General features: G+C 44.0%; 18 protein-coding genes. 8 read left to right on the top strand and 10 right to left on the bottom strand.

From position 1 onward, the window contains the following. Positions 1–164 precede the first annotated feature (164 nt). Positions 165–674, top strand: coding sequence for a copper resistance protein NlpE (locus J4N37_RS22120; RefSeq protein WP_045385506.1), 510 nt, complete (start codon positions 165–167; stop codon positions 672–674). Positions 675–727: 53 nt separating this feature from the next. Here the strand turns inward: J4N37_RS22120 and J4N37_RS22115 are convergent, their stop codons facing one another. The 3 genes from J4N37_RS22115 to J4N37_RS22105 all read right to left on the bottom strand — a co-directional run bounded on the left by J4N37_RS22115 (position 728) and on the right by J4N37_RS22105 (position 4,155). Further along, positions 728–2,386, bottom strand: a complete 1,659-nt coding sequence (locus J4N37_RS22115; protein ID WP_252042347.1) for an ABC transporter substrate-binding protein — start codon at positions 2,384–2,386, stop codon at positions 728–730. Between the two features lie 89 nt (positions 2,387–2,475). After that, positions 2,476–3,093 carry an outer membrane beta-barrel protein gene (locus J4N37_RS22110; RefSeq protein ID WP_045385501.1) on the bottom strand — a complete coding sequence of 206 codons (618 nt, stop codon included), beginning with the start codon at positions 3,091–3,093 and terminating at the stop codon, positions 2,476–2,478. Positions 3,094–3,270: 177 nt separating this feature from the next. Beyond that, the gene (locus tag J4N37_RS22105) at positions 3,271–4,155 is read right to left on the bottom strand and encodes a LysR substrate-binding domain-containing protein (RefSeq protein ID WP_038885575.1); all 885 of its coding nucleotides are present in this window, start codon (positions 4,153–4,155) and stop codon (positions 3,271–3,273) included. Positions 4,156–4,249: 94 nt separating this feature from the next. Here J4N37_RS22105 and J4N37_RS22100 point away from each other — a divergent pair, with 94 nt between their 5' ends. Further along, complete coding sequence (locus tag J4N37_RS22100; RefSeq protein WP_252042345.1) at positions 4,250–5,158, top strand: DMT family transporter; 909 nt, start codon at positions 4,250–4,252, stop codon at positions 5,156–5,158. Between the two features lie 49 nt (positions 5,159–5,207). On the opposite strand, the gene J4N37_RS22095 is transcribed toward J4N37_RS22100, so the two are convergent. Further along, a complete protein-coding gene (locus tag J4N37_RS22095; RefSeq protein WP_252042344.1) occupies positions 5,208–6,002 on the bottom strand; it encodes a methyltransferase-like protein 9 in 795 nt (264 codons plus the stop codon). 130 nt (positions 6,003–6,132) lie between these two features. Then, positions 6,133–7,818: a hypothetical protein gene (locus tag J4N37_RS22090; protein WP_252042343.1), complete on the bottom strand. Its 1,686-nt coding sequence runs from the start codon at positions 7,816–7,818 to the stop codon at positions 6,133–6,135. A 328-nt stretch (positions 7,819–8,146) separates the two neighbouring features. Between J4N37_RS22090 and J4N37_RS22085 the strand changes: the two genes are divergently transcribed. Then, positions 8,147–9,238: a transporter substrate-binding domain-containing protein gene (locus tag J4N37_RS22085; RefSeq protein ID WP_252042341.1), complete on the top strand. Its 1,092-nt coding sequence runs from the start codon at positions 8,147–8,149 to the stop codon at positions 9,236–9,238. A gap of 85 nt (positions 9,239–9,323) precedes the next feature. Here the strand turns inward: J4N37_RS22085 and J4N37_RS22080 are convergent, their stop codons facing one another. The 4 genes from J4N37_RS22080 to pncB all read right to left on the bottom strand — a co-directional run bounded on the left by J4N37_RS22080 (position 9,324) and on the right by pncB (position 12,224). Next, entirely contained in the window at positions 9,324–9,842 is a 519-nt protein-coding gene (locus J4N37_RS22080; protein WP_252042339.1) for a glycine zipper 2TM domain-containing protein, read from the bottom strand. A 220-nt stretch (positions 9,843–10,062) separates the two neighbouring features. Next, positions 10,063–10,410, bottom strand: a complete 348-nt coding sequence (locus J4N37_RS22075) for a GlpM family protein (protein WP_005436374.1) — start codon at positions 10,408–10,410, stop codon at positions 10,063–10,065. Positions 10,411–10,428: 18 nt separating this feature from the next. After that, positions 10,429–10,788 (bottom strand): hypothetical protein, encoded by a 360-nt coding sequence (locus J4N37_RS22070; protein ID WP_010453094.1) that lies wholly within the window; start codon positions 10,786–10,788, stop codon positions 10,429–10,431. Positions 10,789–10,913: 125 nt separating this feature from the next. Then, on the bottom strand, positions 10,914–12,224 hold the full coding sequence (gene pncB, locus J4N37_RS22065) for a nicotinate phosphoribosyltransferase (protein ID WP_252042336.1): 1,311 nt from the start codon (positions 12,222–12,224) through the stop codon (positions 10,914–10,916). Between the two features lie 390 nt (positions 12,225–12,614). Here pncB and J4N37_RS22060 point away from each other — a divergent pair, with 390 nt between their 5' ends. The 5 genes from J4N37_RS22060 (at position 12,615) to J4N37_RS22040 (ending at position 16,597) form a co-directional block, all read left to right on the top strand. Further along, on the top strand, positions 12,615–13,340 hold the full coding sequence (locus J4N37_RS22060) for an NUDIX domain-containing protein (protein WP_088879818.1): 726 nt from the start codon (positions 12,615–12,617) through the stop codon (positions 13,338–13,340). Between the two features lie 31 nt (positions 13,341–13,371). After that, positions 13,372–14,025: a nicotinamidase gene (locus J4N37_RS22055; RefSeq protein ID WP_010453099.1), complete on the top strand. Its 654-nt coding sequence runs from the start codon at positions 13,372–13,374 to the stop codon at positions 14,023–14,025. Positions 14,026–14,237: 212 nt separating this feature from the next. After that, on the top strand, positions 14,238–14,594 hold the full coding sequence (locus tag J4N37_RS22050) for a VOC family protein (RefSeq protein ID WP_252043301.1): 357 nt from the start codon (positions 14,238–14,240) through the stop codon (positions 14,592–14,594). Positions 14,595–14,759: 165 nt separating this feature from the next. Continuing rightward, on the top strand, positions 14,760–15,569 hold the full coding sequence (locus J4N37_RS22045; protein WP_010453104.1) for an alpha/beta hydrolase: 810 nt from the start codon (positions 14,760–14,762) through the stop codon (positions 15,567–15,569). 134 nt (positions 15,570–15,703) lie between these two features. Continuing rightward, positions 15,704–16,597 carry a DMT family transporter gene (locus tag J4N37_RS22040; protein ID WP_045385477.1) on the top strand — a complete coding sequence of 298 codons (894 nt, stop codon included), beginning with the start codon at positions 15,704–15,706 and terminating at the stop codon, positions 16,595–16,597. Here J4N37_RS22040 and J4N37_RS22035 read toward each other — a convergent pair whose 3' ends face one another. Next, positions 16,598–17,338, bottom strand: coding sequence for a DeoR/GlpR family DNA-binding transcription regulator (locus tag J4N37_RS22035; RefSeq protein WP_252042334.1), 741 nt, complete (start codon positions 17,336–17,338; stop codon positions 16,598–16,600). Between the last annotated feature and the right edge of the window lie 57 nt (positions 17,339–17,395).

Below are 17,395 nucleotides of genomic sequence, written 5' to 3'. Positions count from 1 at the left end.
GACGTTAAAGAGTTTTTCTAACAGAGGCTGTTCAATGGTTTGCTTTGTTCTGACGCAGGTCTAGGAAACAAGTCTATTATTATCACGGTATACCTAAGTGACCTTAGCATACATGCAACGAGATTACTTTGGTATGTCAACTTATTGATTTAGAGAGGAATAAAATGAAAAAGACATTATTAGCACTCACAGGTGCGGTCATTATTCTAGCAGGCTGTCAGGATGAGAAACCAGCGGAGACAACTGCGGTTGACGTTCCTCAAGCCACTGAAGTTGAAAGCACGGTTGATGCGACACCAATTGAAGAAGAGCAAGTGATCACAACAGAAACATTTGTCGACTCAACACACAACGCGCAAAATGCACTAGATTGGAATGGTACGTACACAGGTAAATTGCCATGTGCCGACTGTGCGAGTATTGATACAACTCTAACCTTAAAACCAGATGGCAGCTATACATTGGTTCAAGTATATAAAGGCAAAGAGGATGGCGAATTTAAATCTGAAGGCCAGTTCACTTGGAACGAGTCAGGTAACACTATCACACTGGTTGACGAAGCCGCACCAAACCAATACTTCGTTGGTGAAAACATGTTAATGAAGCTGGATATGAACGGCGAAAAAGCGACAGGCGATCTTGCATCATTCTACAACCTAAGCAAGATGCCTTAGTTCTTAAAATAAAGCCTAATGAATTTAATCAGTGGTTCACTACGCTTTCTTGGTTATGAATGGCTATCCACCCACAAAAGATGCAAGTCACTATAACCTGTACTTTTTACTTGAACACCTTTAACTCGAGTTGTTTTAAAGACGTTTTCGCTACCCACAAAAAGTGGTAAGTATGTATAGTTAGTTCTTAACTTCTGCTCAAGGTCAAGAAGCTTTTTATGCGGTTCATGACACTCGATAGCAGCCTTAATTTCTTCACAATGCTCATTATGCATCTTATTCGTATATGCAAAACGAAGCCCCGTTGAAGTAGATAGCCACTCAAACACGCCATAACTAAAAGGTGCCTCAATGACATCTTCGATGAAAAAAATATCAGCGAACTCAGAGGCGCTCTCTGGAGAGCTCACGTCGTTTACCCTAACTATTTCAAGCTGTAACCCTGTCGCAACAATGACATCATGCAACCATTTAGAGTAACGAGCTAAACTGGGAATAGTCCACATCGGCTCAGCTAATACGATTGTCCCCATTAACTGAGGGACAACTATCGATTTACTCACCTCTTGCCCCTTTACTAAACGAACGCTATCAACCGAGTTTTCTGGGTCAAACTGTCTTTTTTTGAAACTTATGTAGTTTGCCAGTTCATGCCAATCCCTAGTCGAGATGCCAGAATTAGCTCGCTTTCTATAGGTTAAGTAAGATAAGGCACTAATCTTTTCCGCATTCTCCGTTTGAACTTTTTCATTAAAGCTCAGCATGTTCTGGGTTTGAAGATCTCCATGAGAGAGAATTATTTGATCCAGCAATGCCCTTGTAGAAAAGTATTCCTTATGTACTTTCAGTATTAGCCTCTCCTTACTCCAATCTGAGATTTTGAAAGGGCCAGTGCCTAAATAGTAAGAAAAACCTGTCTCAAAACATTTAATTTTTCGACTCAAAATAGAGGCGTGGGGCGTCGTCAACATGTAGGTGAAGAACGGGTTTGCATACTTCAGTGTGATAGTTACGATATTTGGCTTCTCAGCTTTGACATGGTCTACACACCGCCAGATCGCTTGAACCGGACCAGACAACTCCTTCAATCGCGATAAGCTCCACACTACATCCTCGAGCTCTAATAGCTCACCATCATGACGATATATATCCGGTCGAAGCCACAACTTTACCGTCTTTCCTTCCACTTCCCATGAGTGGGCCAACCCAGCACAGATTTCACCATGAGAATCCTGACGGAGTAGAACATCGTAAACACTTTTTGAAATATGTAGCTCGGTGTGCCGAAATGTTTTTACTGGGTCAATTTTAGAAACCCAAGGATAAGAAGATATCAAGACTGAGTTATTGGACTCATTGACCAAGCTAACGGCCTCAGAAGCAATATTCAACGCCCTTACGGCGGTTTGCCCAAACCAATCTAGTAGTTTTGAGATTGGTTTAGTCCTTCCTTGTGTGAGCTCTAGAATTAAAAACTCTACTATAGCTTGTTGCAGAGATATTTTTATTTTAAAGAGGCTTAACTTCCCTCTTCCTACCGACGGTTTCCAGTCTATCCATTCAAAACTAGATAGTTTTTTCATTATAATAGATGTGTTTCGCCTAGACGTGCACAACACCTCTTCTAGCTCGCTCAAGCTTACTAAGTAGTCAGTATCTTTTGCATAGACTTTCGATAACAAATCTAGATATCTAAGATTGACATCATTCACGACAGTTCCACTAAAGTTATGAGCCTTCCGGAAAGTCTCACATAAAAAATCCCAGAAGGCTATTTGGCTTGCTAGGCTGAGTTACTCACTCAAAATTTATAGCGCATGCCAACTGAAAAAGTACTTATCTCAGCTTCTATGGTAGCTTTATCATTACCAACCTTGGCAATTTCAAGCTCGGGTTTCATATACTCCCACTCCATAAGCAGCATAAAGTTGCTGGCGATGGCAAACTCTGCACCTAAGCCATAAATTCCAGTAACAGTGCTATCAGAAAAAGTCGTATACCCTGTACCACCAAACAACGCGTTACTTACATTAAACTCTGCATTGAAGTATGAGATCCCAGCTTTTGCAAATAGGTTCATTCGGTCACCTAAAGGAAGGCTTAGCCTAGGCTGAATTGCAGCATATTTCATATCTCCAACGGTCACAATGGAGCCATCTAGCGCGTCAAAGCCACCAATAGAACCTTCCAATGAAAGGTACTCGTTAAATTGGTAACCGCCGTATAATTTTCCAGATAGACTTTCATCATCTTCTAATTCTAGCTGTGCACTTGCACTGTAACCGCTAGTGTGACCAGTTGTGCTAGCGTCATCAAACCCAGCCTTACCAACAGATGCTCCAATGTATGCGTTTGCGTTTGCGTTTGCACTAGAAAAAGCTGCGAGAAGAGTTAGAGCAATGAGAGACCTGTTAATCATTTTATTTACCTGTATTTCGTTTAGTTTACTTATGCCCCTTCCTTAGGTATTTGAAACCATCCATATAAAACACTGTTCAAATCCGTTCGCATATTAATAAAGAAAAACAAAGTAAAACACGAAAATCATTAGCGCTATTTTTCTCTAATTTATTCACTCCTGATGCATAACTTACAATTATAAACATTGTTGTTTAAGCCAGTTGGTCAACTTTATGATTTCTGGTTGGCGTGCTCGATTCTTCTTATGCACAAAGTAAAAACTGTCCCCGGTTTCCAATCCGTGGGAGGGGATATAAACCAGATCCTGAGCCTTGTCGCGTTCATTCAACATAAAGTCATTGGCGAATGTGATGCCTTGGTCGTAGCGCGCCGCTTCGATCGCCAGAAGCATATGGCTAAAGTGTTGCATATCGATGTCTTTCGGCAACTCAAACCCGCCGGCTTTACACCATTCCGCCCAATCTTTACCCCGCTCACGATAAATAGAATCAGTGGAAAGAATTGGATAGTGCCAAAGTGCATCGGGCATAGGTTGGTCCTGAATTTCCTTCCAGATGTTGAGGCTGCACACCGGATACAACGTCTCATCATACAGGCGAACCGCCATGTAGTTGCGCTTTGGCTTTTGTACCGTGATAAAGCAATCACCCACACTGTCAGTTTGCTCTGGATCTCCAGCAACCATGTTAAGTGTTAGATCAATTTCGGGGTGTTGACGCTTAAAATCTGCCAATCTAGGTATCAACCATTTCACGGCTAGCGAACTGTAAATCGCCAAGCGTAAACTGCCCTTTTCTCCTTCACGTACCTTCTGACTGGCCATAGCAATGGCACTAATAGCAGGGCTGATATCTTCGAGGTAACGAAAGCCAGTATCTGAGAGTGACAACTTACGCCCCTGGCGAATAAACAAGGCTTCACCAAGATAGTCTTCTAATACTCGAATCTGATGGCTCACTGCACTTTGGGTTACATTGAGCTCTTCCGCGGCAAGGGAAAAGCTCAAATTACGCGCAACGGATTCAAAACAGTGGACCGCTCTAAGAGGTGGTAACTTCATTATCTAAAAAACTCATACTTAAACTAATAAATATCATTTCACTTCATCCTATGACATCACCTACTCTTTGGCAAAGAATGAGGAGAGGAATAACGTGAAAGTCACATCTGTCGGTGCAGCGATGCTGCTATTAATTGTTGGTAACCTAGTTGCGGTGCTCTCAGACGCTTTGATCAAAAGTGTCGGTAATGAGGTGCCGGTTTTTCAGTTTGTGTTTTACCGACAACTTTCAGCTGTGATGATGTTGTTACCCGTATACCTGTTCACAAAGCAAGCGCCATTAATGGAAGGTTTTAAGTGGCATGCAGTTCGTGCGCATGTCTGGCTAACAGGCGCAATTTTCATGGTGTTTGCCATCTCGTCGATGCCACTCGCAACCGCGAACGCAATCTTCTATGCCGCGCCTTTGATCATGCTGCCACTGGCGGCGATCTTCTTCGGAGAAAAACTCTCCACTCAATCAATCGCAGCAGCGGTAATGGGCTTTGCTGGTGTGCTTGTGATTATACGCCCAGACCAAATTGATTGGGCCGCGTTGTCTGCATTAGTCGTGGCGCTAACGCTCGCGATCAACAACCTGTTGATCCGCAAGCTGCCAAAGAATCAATCCGTACCACACACGCTTTTGATGACCAACCTAGCAGGTATGCCGGTATCACTGTTGTTAGTATTTATTGAAGGTGAAGCATGGGATTGGAGCTCATTCCCTGTAGCAGCAGGTTCAAGCTTGTTCATCATGATTTACGCAGCTACCTGTGTATTAGCTTATCGTTCTATCGACAGCAATAAGATTGCCAGCGCAGAATACAGCGGCTTGATTGGTGCAGTAATCGTTGGTTTGATTTGGTTTGGTGAAGTACCGGATATCTTTATGGCAATTGGCACGATAATGATTGTGGTGCCTCTGATTTGGCTATCCAAACGCGAGCGCAGAAAGCAAAAACAAGCGCAAGCCGCAAAACTTGCAGAAGAGCAACAGCACCATCAAGCGCCAGCAGCGTAAGTCATCTAAAAAAGCCGAGCACTCATCGCTCGGCTTTTGTATTTTAAAGTCAAAAATTCAAGCTCTGAGCTTTTCTAATGTACGCTACCGCATGGGATAGAAACAGACGAGAAAAGCGATCATTGAAGCGAACCCGATACTCGTGATTAGCTTCTGAAACTCGCTGCCAGTTCTGGTCAAAGTAATCATTGATATCATCTACAGCTTCGTCCATGTTCTGGATGTGTTTTTTGTTCCACTGGTAGGTACAAGAAGCAACCAGTATACCGCCAACATTCGTTGCACTTTTTAGCGCATTCACCATTTCTAGTGGAGAGTCGCACTGATCGAGTACGTTTAAACAAACCACTAAATCATGTTTAGTATTGATCGTCCCGCTACTAAATGGCTGATCCACAAACTCAACATCTAAACGCTGACAATCTCCTACCAAATGTTGATTCTCGAACTCGAACGACTTCATCTCATCTAAGCTATAGATGTAATTGAAGGCCGCCAGTGGAGGGGTAAATAATATTTGCTTTAACCCTGACAGCAACAAATTGGAAGGCTCAACCAACGTCGCTTTTTGGATAGAGTTCAGTCTAGAGGTGGTCTCATAAAAGTTTCGGCCTAATGCAGCGCCAACCTCAAGCAGGCTTTTCGGCATTATTCCCGCTTTTATCGCAGCATGTTCAATAAAGCTAGCAACTTCAATACAGTGCGAAGACTGAATAAATGAAAAAGGCACTTTCTTTGATTGACTAGTCAGCTCTCCAATCAATCCTTTTTCTAAAAGATGATCAAGCCACTGAGCCTCATAGTAACTCGCTAGCCCTCGTTGATTGAGATAGAAATCTTCCATACATTCTCCTTCCAAAGGCGGGCAATTTTATCTAGCCAAACTAACTCTGTCCGATTAGAGTGCACAGTTTTTGGAGGCAAAAGAATGCAACGAGAGACGAACATCGTCCCTCGCTAACGACCTCTCGCTACTACCTAATCGCATTGATAGTAGCCGCACTCTGTTCCATGGTTTTAAACTCATCGCTCTGCTTAATCTGATTCAAGGTGTCTGTTACATCGAACATCCCAACCACCTGCTTCGCTGCCTCAAAGGGAGTCACGCCTTTTTCTAATTGAAGAATGTCGTAGCCTGCCGCTTTTAACGCATAAATTGCTGCTCCACCACTTGGGTAAAAATAGCCCCACCCAAATTGAGATTCCACACTCTCTCGATTCTGGTAATTTGTGGTAAATGCATAGGGCTCTACAAATTTTAAGTCGGAAAAGTTTGGCAACGCATTTCTCAAAGCCATCACTTCCACATACCAAGCGCTACCTTCAAACAGCTCTTGCCCTAACCCCATATTCTTCGCATATTGCTTGCTGCTGTTATCAATATTGATCTGCTCTTGAGTTAGGGCAATATATTGTTTTAGCATGGATTTGGCTTCATCTTGCGTCATAACTTTAGGCAAAGACTTGAACAAATTGAGTACCGCAAGCTTATATGTAATCTGCTCTACATTCACTGGATAGCCAGTAAGCTCATTGAAGTGGTTGGCAGGATATTTAAAGTGTTCATCCTGATAATCATGGAACATCTCATGCACGGCTAATGCAATAGTATTACGTTGATGCTCGCCTTTTATAAAGGTCTCTGAGGGCTTATACACTTGTAGATAGTACTTCGCTCCATTAAACGTATATTGCCTTTCGTACGCCCCGTTACCTCTATTTATCGCATCATGGAAGATGTGCATGTTCGTTTCGTATTTGTAGATGTCCAGAGCCCCACTTTCATTGACTCCTAACTTTTGTGCATCTTCCGGCACTTTGGGAGGATTGACCAAATAGGCGGTGACAGGCGTGTCATTGTTTTCATCCAAGTGCAATAAGTAGGCTGGAGTCTCTGACAAGTAGTCTCCGTAACCACCCCAAACGGATCGGAATTTTAGAGCATTGACAGAGGCATTAACTTGCTCAAGAAGCTTGCTATCAACCTCGCTCGTCAAAGCCGTTTCTCCCCCAGCTGATACAAGCTTACCTAAGCCATACTTCGTGATTTCTTGCGCTGTCATATTGTGTATGTCTTGTGCTGACGCAGCGTTAATCGTGAAGTAGTAGAAACCTTCTGGATCAGGTAAGCCCATCTTCTTGTAGTAATCAATGTATGGTTGATGGTATTTGTGGCCAACAGGAAAATCCGTTGCAACTTGGTCTTCGGTTGCCCATGAATGAACACCTATCGTTGCGCCCCTTTCAATAGTTCGGTTGGCTCCCGCCAAGAATAAATCCGTACCTCCCGAGGCAATTGACCCATTCGCGGCAATGTAAGAATCTAGCTGTTTAGCGCGCACTTGATACGCCAGTTCAAGGTTTGACTCATCATCAACAGAGCCATCAATGCTCACAAACTTGAGCAGCTTGATATTGCGATGCTTTGCCATCATTTGTTCAAATGCCTTTGGTGATCCCTGACAAATAACCCCTTTCAGTTCCGCGACATCCCCCTTTACGACGAATGATAAACCGGGCTCTTGTGGCGAAAGCTGATCTCCACATTGAGAAGTGAACACGTTCGAGTTATTCGTTACCGTCGAGTCGTTGCTCTTTCCTTCCGAGCCACAGCCTGTTAACGCGATTAGAATACTCATGGTTAATATTTGTTTCTTCATTCCTTACCTCAATAAAACACCGTTCAAAATCACTAGGAATGATAAACAAAAAAATCCCATTTTATGTTGGTTCTTACGTGCGCTTACAGATGCTTAAGAAACCATCATTTTCTTTACTTTTGTAAGCAAGCGGCACAGAACGAAGCTCATAAGTAGCAAGGTTAAGAAGTACACTGGACATCAACTGCTATAGTTAAAACAGTAAATAATAAAATTAGGGCAGTATTGAATTCGTCATCACCTCTCGAAAGTTCTCAACACTCTGCAATTTCTAGCGAGTCTTCGCTATCGATTCAGTTCACCGCTGCCTCTTTTTGAGGATCTGCGCATGCTAAGTAGTTTTAAATCGAATCTTCAATCTTTTGTAATTTCAATATTTTTTCTCCTTTTCTTACTCAGCACTCCCTCAAACGCTTCTACACTTAAAGTGGGCACTTACTCCTGCCCTCCCTTCGTTATAGGCTCTGTCGATAATAACCTAAACGGCCTCAGTATTGAGTTGTGGGAGCAGATCGCCAAAGAAATGGATGTCGAATTTAGTTTTGAAAATCATCCTTTGGGTGACCTACTCAATGCGATAGAAACAGAAACAATCGATATTGGTGTTTCTTGCATCTCAATCACCCCTGAACGTGAGCTGTTTGCCGACTTTTCTCATTCTTTCTTTGAAACCCACCTCGCGATAGCTGTAAAAAATCAGGGTTATCTGCATACCTTGCAATCTATCTTTTTGAACCCCGCATTGTGGTTTATCGTTGCTGCTATAGTGCTGGTAGCTGGGTTAGTCGGGGCGTTTTTCTATGCGATAGAAGAAGGAAAAAATGAAAAACTCTATTCAATGAAAAGCAAAACTGGTCGCTGGATTGAAAGTTTTATTCTTGGCCTACTCTTCATCACTCGGGGGCCTTTCAACTACTTCGAATTTAAGAGCTTAACTGGACGAATCGCTACAGTATTTATTGGCGTTTTCAGCATGCTTTTCATCGCCAGTATTACTGCAGTACTAGCCAGTAAACTCACCCTTAGCCAAGGTTCCTCACAAATTAAGGGCATCAATGATCTTGCCAATGTTGAAGTCGGTACCAAAACCGCAACCACATCTTCTTTACTGCTTACCAGCTTTGGTATTCGTCACAAAGACTATCCAGATATGACGACACTTTTAACCGCGTTAGATAACGGCGAAGTCGAAGCTATCGTTGCTGACGACGTGGTACTCAAATATATGATTGGTAGTGGCAAATTATCAGGAAAATTTGAAGATTTGGAGGTGTTGCCATACCAACTAGAAAAGCAGAACTACGGCTTTATCATTACGGAAAACAATCCTTACGAAGAAGAGATCAATCGTGCTCTACTACAAATTCGTGAATCACGAAAATGGCGTAAAACGCTGGTTGACTATTTCGCGGATAAGTAGCCCTTAACACCAAATCCTAAAATTAAAAAAGCCCTTAAGTTCAGTGAACAAAAGGGCTTTGTTTTGTATTCAAATTCGTTGGCAATTATTGAGGAAGAACCACTTTTCCATCTTGGATTGGGAATGTCTTACCTGCAGGCTTGCTCTTCATGCGCACAGTAGCTGAGGCGCCTGCCACTTCATAAGTGACATCGTAACCGACTACTTTCTCAGAAGTCGTGTATTCAGTGTGGCATTGCTTCTCGGTCGATGTCACAACGTCCCCCTTCTGAACATTGTCTTGAATCTCTCGGCCAGCCATAGCACCCGCAATCGTGCCAGCTGCAGTAGCAATCACTTTACCTGAACCACCACCAATTTGGTTACCTAGCGCAGCACCTGCTGCTGCACCACCTACAGTCCCAAGGATCTTGTTGTTATCCTTTGGTTCTACTTGGTGAGTAACAACCACGTCCTTACAAACTTGGTGTGGGTTCTCCACTGTTTCAGTTACCGCTTCAACAAGCGTGATGTTCGCTTCTGTTGGGGCTGGTGGCGTCTTATCTTTACAGCCTGCTAATACAGCAACAACAGCTGTAGCGATTGCGATAGATTTCATATTCATGGATTACTTCCCAGTACAGTTATCTTTGCTTGGCGGTATAGTAAATCGCGGACTGAAATTCACATCAGGCGAAATTGAGCCTTCTGTCATTAGCAGGTTAAAAAACGTTGTTTTATTATAGTTACGTCAGCAAATGAGCAAGCTAAGGTAAATCAGAGCTAGATCACATCAAGATGAGCTATGAGTATTCGACTAACTACATTGCTAGGATGAGTAATAATTACGCAGGAACCATCCATCGCGTCCAGAAAGCAAGCAACATCGAAGCGAACATTACCCAAACAAGCGTCGCCGCTGTTAATGTGCCAACCAAGCTCAAGCGATAACTAAAATAGAAAACCGAAATCAAATACGCCGCGTATGGGATAAGAGAATAGATACCAAACAGTGCAGTTTGACGTAGTGCTTCCATGTCTCGCTCACTCCCTACAATAAAGTGAGCAATCAAAGCAAAAGTCGGAAACAAAGGCACCAAACCTGCGATATAAAAACTTTTCGACTTCGATAGCATAGCAATGATCAACACCGCAACTGCACCGAGTAAAGATTTAAGAAAAAGACTTGTCATCAGTTTTCGCCAAAGCGGTTAGGCCAAACTTAGAAACAGCTCATCATCCGTTAGGTACTTATGACGATGGCTAAGGCTACGCAAGTGCATAAACATAAAGTCAGGAAAACCTGGAGCAATGATGTTGTTTGGCTCCCAGAAAATACCACCAACAAACACGTAACGGCCTTGTTTTTCATCGTCATGCAGAGGGTTGTTAATTGGTGTCGTCAGCTCAGCACGGCAACCTTCAACAACACACACGATCTGACCTTTGAAAATGCCAATCACTCGTTTAACAAGGTTTGCTTTTATTCCGCACTTCCATGCTTGGCGCGTAGCCCACTCATAGCCGTGTTTGTTGATCGCTTTTTTTTGCAGATGCACAACCAGATTCATCATTTATCCCTAGGAAAGTCACTGGTTGTACTATAACCAAATCGCCCTCTAGGTATGCCGATAATAATTTATCGAAACCATAGAGGGCGATGATTGTTTGCTATTGGTGAAGCCCGTGCTTCTTGCTAAGCGTCGATCAGGTAGTTATCACCTTCGTTTTCTAGACGGTCTATCAGTACGCGACACTCATCGAGATCAAGCGGCTGCTCAAAACGACGCTTCAAATTCATCAAAAAGAAGATGTCTTCGCACATCGCTTTCTCTGGCTCATCACTGATTTTCGCTACAGGTGAACCATTGCATGACACCATCTTAATAACGATAGACAGTGGCTTGTAAGCAGTACCTTGTGCGTTGATGTAATCACCCATATCGTTTGCTAGCGACGTCCCAATACCAAAACTCACTTGAATACGACCTTGGAAGCGCTCACAAATATCCAGTGCTTGCTCGAAGTTTAAGCCATCGGTAAACACTAAGGTTTTCGTCATTGGGTCGATGCCAAGTGATTGGTAATGCTCGATCATCTTCTCGCCCCATGTGTAAGGGCAACCACTATCATGACGAACACCCACGTACGCATTACTGAGTTCTTCATCGAAATCTTTTAAGAAAGCATCAATACCAATGGTATCGGTTAACGCAATACCTAACGCACCATTAAACATCTCTTGCCAACGCTGCAAAGCCACCTTTTGCGAATCACGCACATTCACCAGAGCTTGATGCCCCATAAACCATTCGTGTGCCACCGTCCCAATCGGTGTCAAGCCAAGCTCTTTCGCCAAGTGGTAGTTGCTGGTTCCTGTTAAGCAGTCAGGCAACTCTTTGCTCAGGTACTGCAACATTGAACGTTGTGCTTGGAACGAGAAACGACGACGGGTCGACATATCGGCAAACTTAAAGTTGGTGATATTGCGACGTTTCAGTTCTGCTTTGAGATGACGAACTTTCTCTTCTAAAACAGATTGGAACTGCTCAACTGGAATATCTGCCCAACGAGCACGGCTGCGCACTTCAGACACAATGCTCATGATGATGGTTTCGTAGAGAATGGTTTCTGTCCAAAGACCATTGATGGTGATGCGTAATTGGCTTGTACCATCCGCCATGGTTTTAATATTGAAAGAAACATCGCGTTGAGGGTTAAAACGAAACGCGTGCAGAGCATCAACAAATTCTGGTTTTAGATAAGGCGCAACGCCCTTCATGTATTCAATTTCTTCAGCAGAGAAGGTGATGTCTTGCAGTTTAAGAACTTCCGCTTTCACCTCTGGCAGTAATTCAGACAAGTCTTCTTCACTACGCACGATGAATTTGTAGGACACCATCGCATCAGGATAGAGCGCAGCAGCAGCACTCATCATATTCACTTTGTATACGTCAAAATCTAACGCACTTTGGATGATGCGAGACGAAAATAAATTGGTGGTCATTCGGAGCCCTTCTACATGCCCTTTTTCGTTTATACCCAAATTCCCTCAGTACGGTGTAAACCGCATCTTATTGTTTTTCCAACGAAGTTGGCGGGAAGTTGTCCACAAGGTAAACTTGGGTATATAACTTGTTGTTACTAACTAAATTGCGTAAACAATAAACACCCGCTTATAGTTTGTCAACTTTTGTTACTAACCACTCATTTTTATAAGGTTTTTACGCGCAAAATTCCGACAGTTATTGTGGATAACCCAAATAAATAAGCGCATCCATACCTAAGGCCAATTATTCTGTGGTGGCCGCCATGTTTCTAACAATCGGTTACTTACCCATTGATTGACTACTTGTTATGCGCTAGATTACTTACAAATTATTCTCAGGACCAAATCATGATCGTAACCGTCGACATCATTCCATTCAGACTATCTGGCTGCGCCGATAAAGGGTTGGAAGTGTTGCTGATCAAACGTTCAAATCCAGAGCGCCCTTACCATGGCGTATGGGCTCTACCCGGCGGATTTGTATTTGATAAAGACATGACCCACGAAGGTGGACGCCCAGCAGACGAGAACTTCGAAGCAGCACGACGCCGTATTTGCCGTGAAAAAATCCACACCTACCCTCGTCACTTTAGTGAAGCCTTTGTCGATGGGGACCCAAAGCGCGATCCTGAAGATTGGAGCCTGAACATCACTCACTATGCCTTGGTTGACCGCAACAACAAAGAGCAAATCGATAACGCTGGCGTACCAGAATGTCATCTAAAGTGGTTCCCACTACAAGCAATCCTTGATGGTGATGAAACTCTCGCTTTTGATCACCAAAAAATGATTGAAAAAGCATGGCAGAAACTGCGCGCCTCTATCGAATACACCTCTGTCCTGCTGTTCGCACTTGATAAAGAGTTTCTGGTTGCAGACATCATCGCGGCCTATCAAGAATTTGGCATCGACATCAGCCGCATGACGATCAAACGACGTTTGATTGATTCGGGTGTGCTCAAGCCAACCAACAAAGTCGCTTCCACCAATAAAGGCAAAGGCGGTAAGCCAGCTATGGTGTACACCCTAGCAAGCGACGAAGTGACCTTTTTCCAAAACTGCTTGCGTGGCTAACGTAAGCATAAAGACAGACAAGGAGTCTGCCATGACAGTTCGAGTTAATTACCAAACCACCGCTGTGATCGACGTTGATCCAGAGAAAGGGTTTACCGAACTTTGCCCTGACGAATTGCCAGTTACTGGCGCATTAGACATCGTTCCAGAGCTTCTAAAGAATCACACTAAAGGTCGTTTGAAACTAGTCAGCCGCGACTTGCACCCACCAAAAGCAGCTTGGGATGCGGAAACGCCTGCAAACATGCTTGAACCAGTAGGCCTACCAAACGTGGATATTAAGTGGAACCGCCACTGCGTACTTGGTACTACGGGCGTTGAACTGCTGGATGGTCTACCACCTGTTCTGGAGTACGATTTCCAAGTGAACAAAGGCATGGACCCAGACGCACATCCTTACGGCATCTTTTTCCACGACGTGGCTGACACCAAAACCACAGGTGCAAATGAGTTCCTAAAATTCAACCACATCGACACGGTGGTTGTTGGTGGCTTAGCACTTGATTTTTGTGTGAAAAAGTCCGTCACTCAAGCACTCGATTTAGGTTTCAAAGTGATTGTGAACTTAGCCTCTAGCCGCGCAGTCTTGCCAGATACTATCGATGCAGTGATTGCCGAGATGGAAGAGAAAGGCGCAGTGTTTGTTAACAACGCAGATGACATCATCGTAGAAAACTTCGCGTAATTTGCGTCTACAAACCAAGATATTCTCGCTGAACCAAGCGTCTAGAGGTTACTTGGGTATAATCAATAAAACAAAACGGTCCAGCTTATCTGGACCGTTTTTCGTTTGTGATATTTGCATTCAGAAACAGCAAAAACGAGTGCTAGATTGGAGAACATCACCTCAGGAATTATTACACTAATAGTAATGATCTGAGCAGAAAGGACGCCATGATGCACCAACATGAAAAGTTAAACTACGTTGAGTTTGGGACAACCAACATCAGCGCAACTAAACAGTTTTTCGAGCAGGCTTTTGGGTGGAGCTTCGTTGATTACGGCCCTGAGTACAGCGCATTTACAGGCCAAGGTTTAGACGGTGGTTTTTATGTAGCGGAGCAAGTCAGCCAAACAACAAATGGGGCTGCGTTGCTAGTGTTTTATAGCTCAGATATTCGTGCCACGTTAGCAAAAGTTGTGCAGTTCGGAGGGCAAGTCATCCGCCCGATCTTTGAATTCCCCGGAGGTTGTCGTTTCCATTTCACTGAACCAAGTGGCAACGAGTTCGCGGTCTGGTCTGAAAGCCAATAATTAATGACAAGTAAAACAACAACGAACCACCTCATTCGATAATTGACTCGAAGAGTTACAAACCCGTGCGCCCCGCCTTTTCATTTATTGATGATGCGGGGCTTTTTGATTGCTCAAATCTTATACAGTTACTTTTATTTTTTAAATCAAAAGCAAAGGTAAAAAATGGAAGTTTTGAAGCGTTGGCTCATCGCCTTTTCCTTAGGATTAGCGTTATCGGCATGCGGAGGTGGTGATGGTTCCGGTGTGGACTCCTCAACATCGGATAACAACTTCAATCAAATACAGGGAAGCATCTTTTCCAACATCACGGGCGTCACCTACCCGTATGATGTTTATTTGCCTGAGAACTACGACGACAGACTCAGTTCTTTGCCCGTCATTTTTGTCTCGGATGGCGGAGGAACGGGATTGAGCTTCGCAGAACTTATTGATGACTACGGTGCTGAAGTCATTCTCGTTGCCGTTCACGAAGGCCCTCCTGGTCGCAGAGACATCGATTACTTGCCTCCGGGCGTAGATGACTACTATCTCTTTCTTACGCAGGAACTAATTCCAATTGTTGAAGCAGAGTATGATATCGATCCGACTCAGCGTACACTGGCTGGTCATTCGTTTGGCGGTGCGAAATCCGCTTATGTGATGCTAACGGAAGATGTTGGTGCCGAGTTTTTCTCAAACTTTATCATCTCTGATGGTTCTTTTTGGCGAATTGAAGACACCATCTACACGATAGAGGAAGATCGCTACCTTATTTCTCCTTGGCTTGACGTCACCGCGGTTTTTAGCGCGACATCTGGGATGACAGGGAATTTTTATTGGGTAGATATCTTCTACAGCCATATTAAATCGAAAGAGTATCAAGGGTTCACTTTACCCCCTTTGATTCACTACAACGGATTACACCATGGCGTAATGTGGTATCACACCTATAGAGACAGCCTGCCAATCTTGTTTCCAAAAGAAGAAATTTAAGATCATCATAATAAGTAAGCGGTAGCCAAATCCGGAACTGGCGTTACATTTCTGGTTGATCTCATCCTTGGTTTAATCCACTGTTAGCGCAACAATTAATCAATGAGGCGCTAGACCTCGACCAAGGATGTAACATGACCGCAGGCAGTTTTCTTCGCTTACTTTGTCTCGCTGCTATTTGGGGTGGCTCGTTTCTATTTATGCGAGTCGCCGCCAATACGTTCGGGCCAGCTTACTTAATTGAATTTCGAGTGGGGTTTGCAGCGATAGCCTTGTTGCTCATCTCCATTTATCTCAAAAAGAGACTCTCCTTCACCGCGCATACCAAACATTTCTTTATTATTGGATTGTTTAACACTGCAGCACCGTTTCTATTTTTCGCCTACGCGGCACAAACACTCAATGCGTCGACTTTATCGATACTTAACTCAACGGCTCCTATTTGGGGCGCATTGATTGGCTTTATCTGGTATCGCAGCCCGCTGACCAAGAAAGCGATTCTTGGCATGGCGATTGGTATCACTGGCGTCGCTGTATTAGTCGGTTGGAGTGCGGTGAAGATTGGTGAGGAGGCCATTCTCCCGATCATTGCTAGCTTGTTGGCCGCGTGTAGCTATGGAATCGCGACCAACTACACTAAGAATGCACCTCAGATACCGGCTTTCAATAATGCACACGGTAGTATGTGGGCAGCGGTAATTTGGGTACTTCCGCTACTGCCGTTTTTACCAATGCGTGCAGAGCCAACTAGTATAGAGTGGAGCTCTGTGGTTGCTCTCGGCGTGGTTTGTACTGGTTTGGCGTATTTGCTTTACTTCCGTTTGGTATCAGAAGTAGGCCCAGCATCGGCGCTTTCGGTTACCTTTCTCATTCCAGTCTTCGGAATCTTATGGGGCTATCTGATTCTAGATGAACCAATCGGCTTCAATACCATCATAGGGACCATTCTGGTACTAAGTGGAACAATGTTGGTGACCGGCTTCTCTCCCGCCGCGATTCTTGCAAAGCGAAAAGAAAAAATGGCTTAGTTAACCCAACACCACTTCCACACCTTGCTTTCTCAACTGTTCGAGGTCGCTTTTCGGAGCGGCTTCGTCAGTTAACAGCACCGAGATTTCGCTCGTTTTACCAATCGAAGATGGGTAGATTTGCCCAAACTTACTTGAGTCCGTCAGCACGATGTTAAGACGCTTTTTCGCAATGATGGTTTCAGCGATTTCTGCACGCATCATGTCTCGGCTAGTAAAGCCTGTGTCTTGATGAAAGCCGTCAATACCCAAGAAAGCCGTGCTGAAATGAATGTTCTCGATACATAGCTTGGTTAACGGTCCAACTAAGCTCTCGCCTTGATGCTGATACACACCACCGAGCAAGATGATGTTAGCTGAGGTGTTACGGATGAGGTGGGCGATGTACGCCGATGGGGTAATGATGGTGACATCACCGCGTTCAGCTAACGTGCGAGCCAAGAGCGCATTAGCACTACCGCCTTCGATTAATACGGTTTCGTTTGGTGATACCAAGTCTGCCGCTTTGTTGGCTAATGCTTGTTTGATGTCGAAGCGCACTTCGAGTCGCGTATCAATATCGTCACTTTGTAGCGCCGTAGCAGCGCCGTGTACACGCTTTAAATAACCTTGTTGCTCAAGGAAGTTCAAATCCTGCCTGATGGTCACGCCCGACACGCCAATGATGTCAGAAAGCTCCGTCACTTGAACGCGTTTGCGGTCATTAACCAATTGCAGGATTTCATTTTGTCTTGAGTTCACAGGCTCGCTCCTTTTTGATGAGCTTGCAGTATACGCCCGAACACTTTCATATGAAAG

The organism is Vibrio sp. SCSIO 43153 (genome assembly GCF_023716625.1).
In the GTDB taxonomy this organism is placed as follows: Bacteria; Pseudomonadota; Gammaproteobacteria; order Enterobacterales; family Vibrionaceae; genus Vibrio; species Vibrio rotiferianus.
The sequence above is the reverse complement of the archived record's forward strand: the minus strand, read 5'-3'. Positions and strand labels throughout refer to the sequence as shown.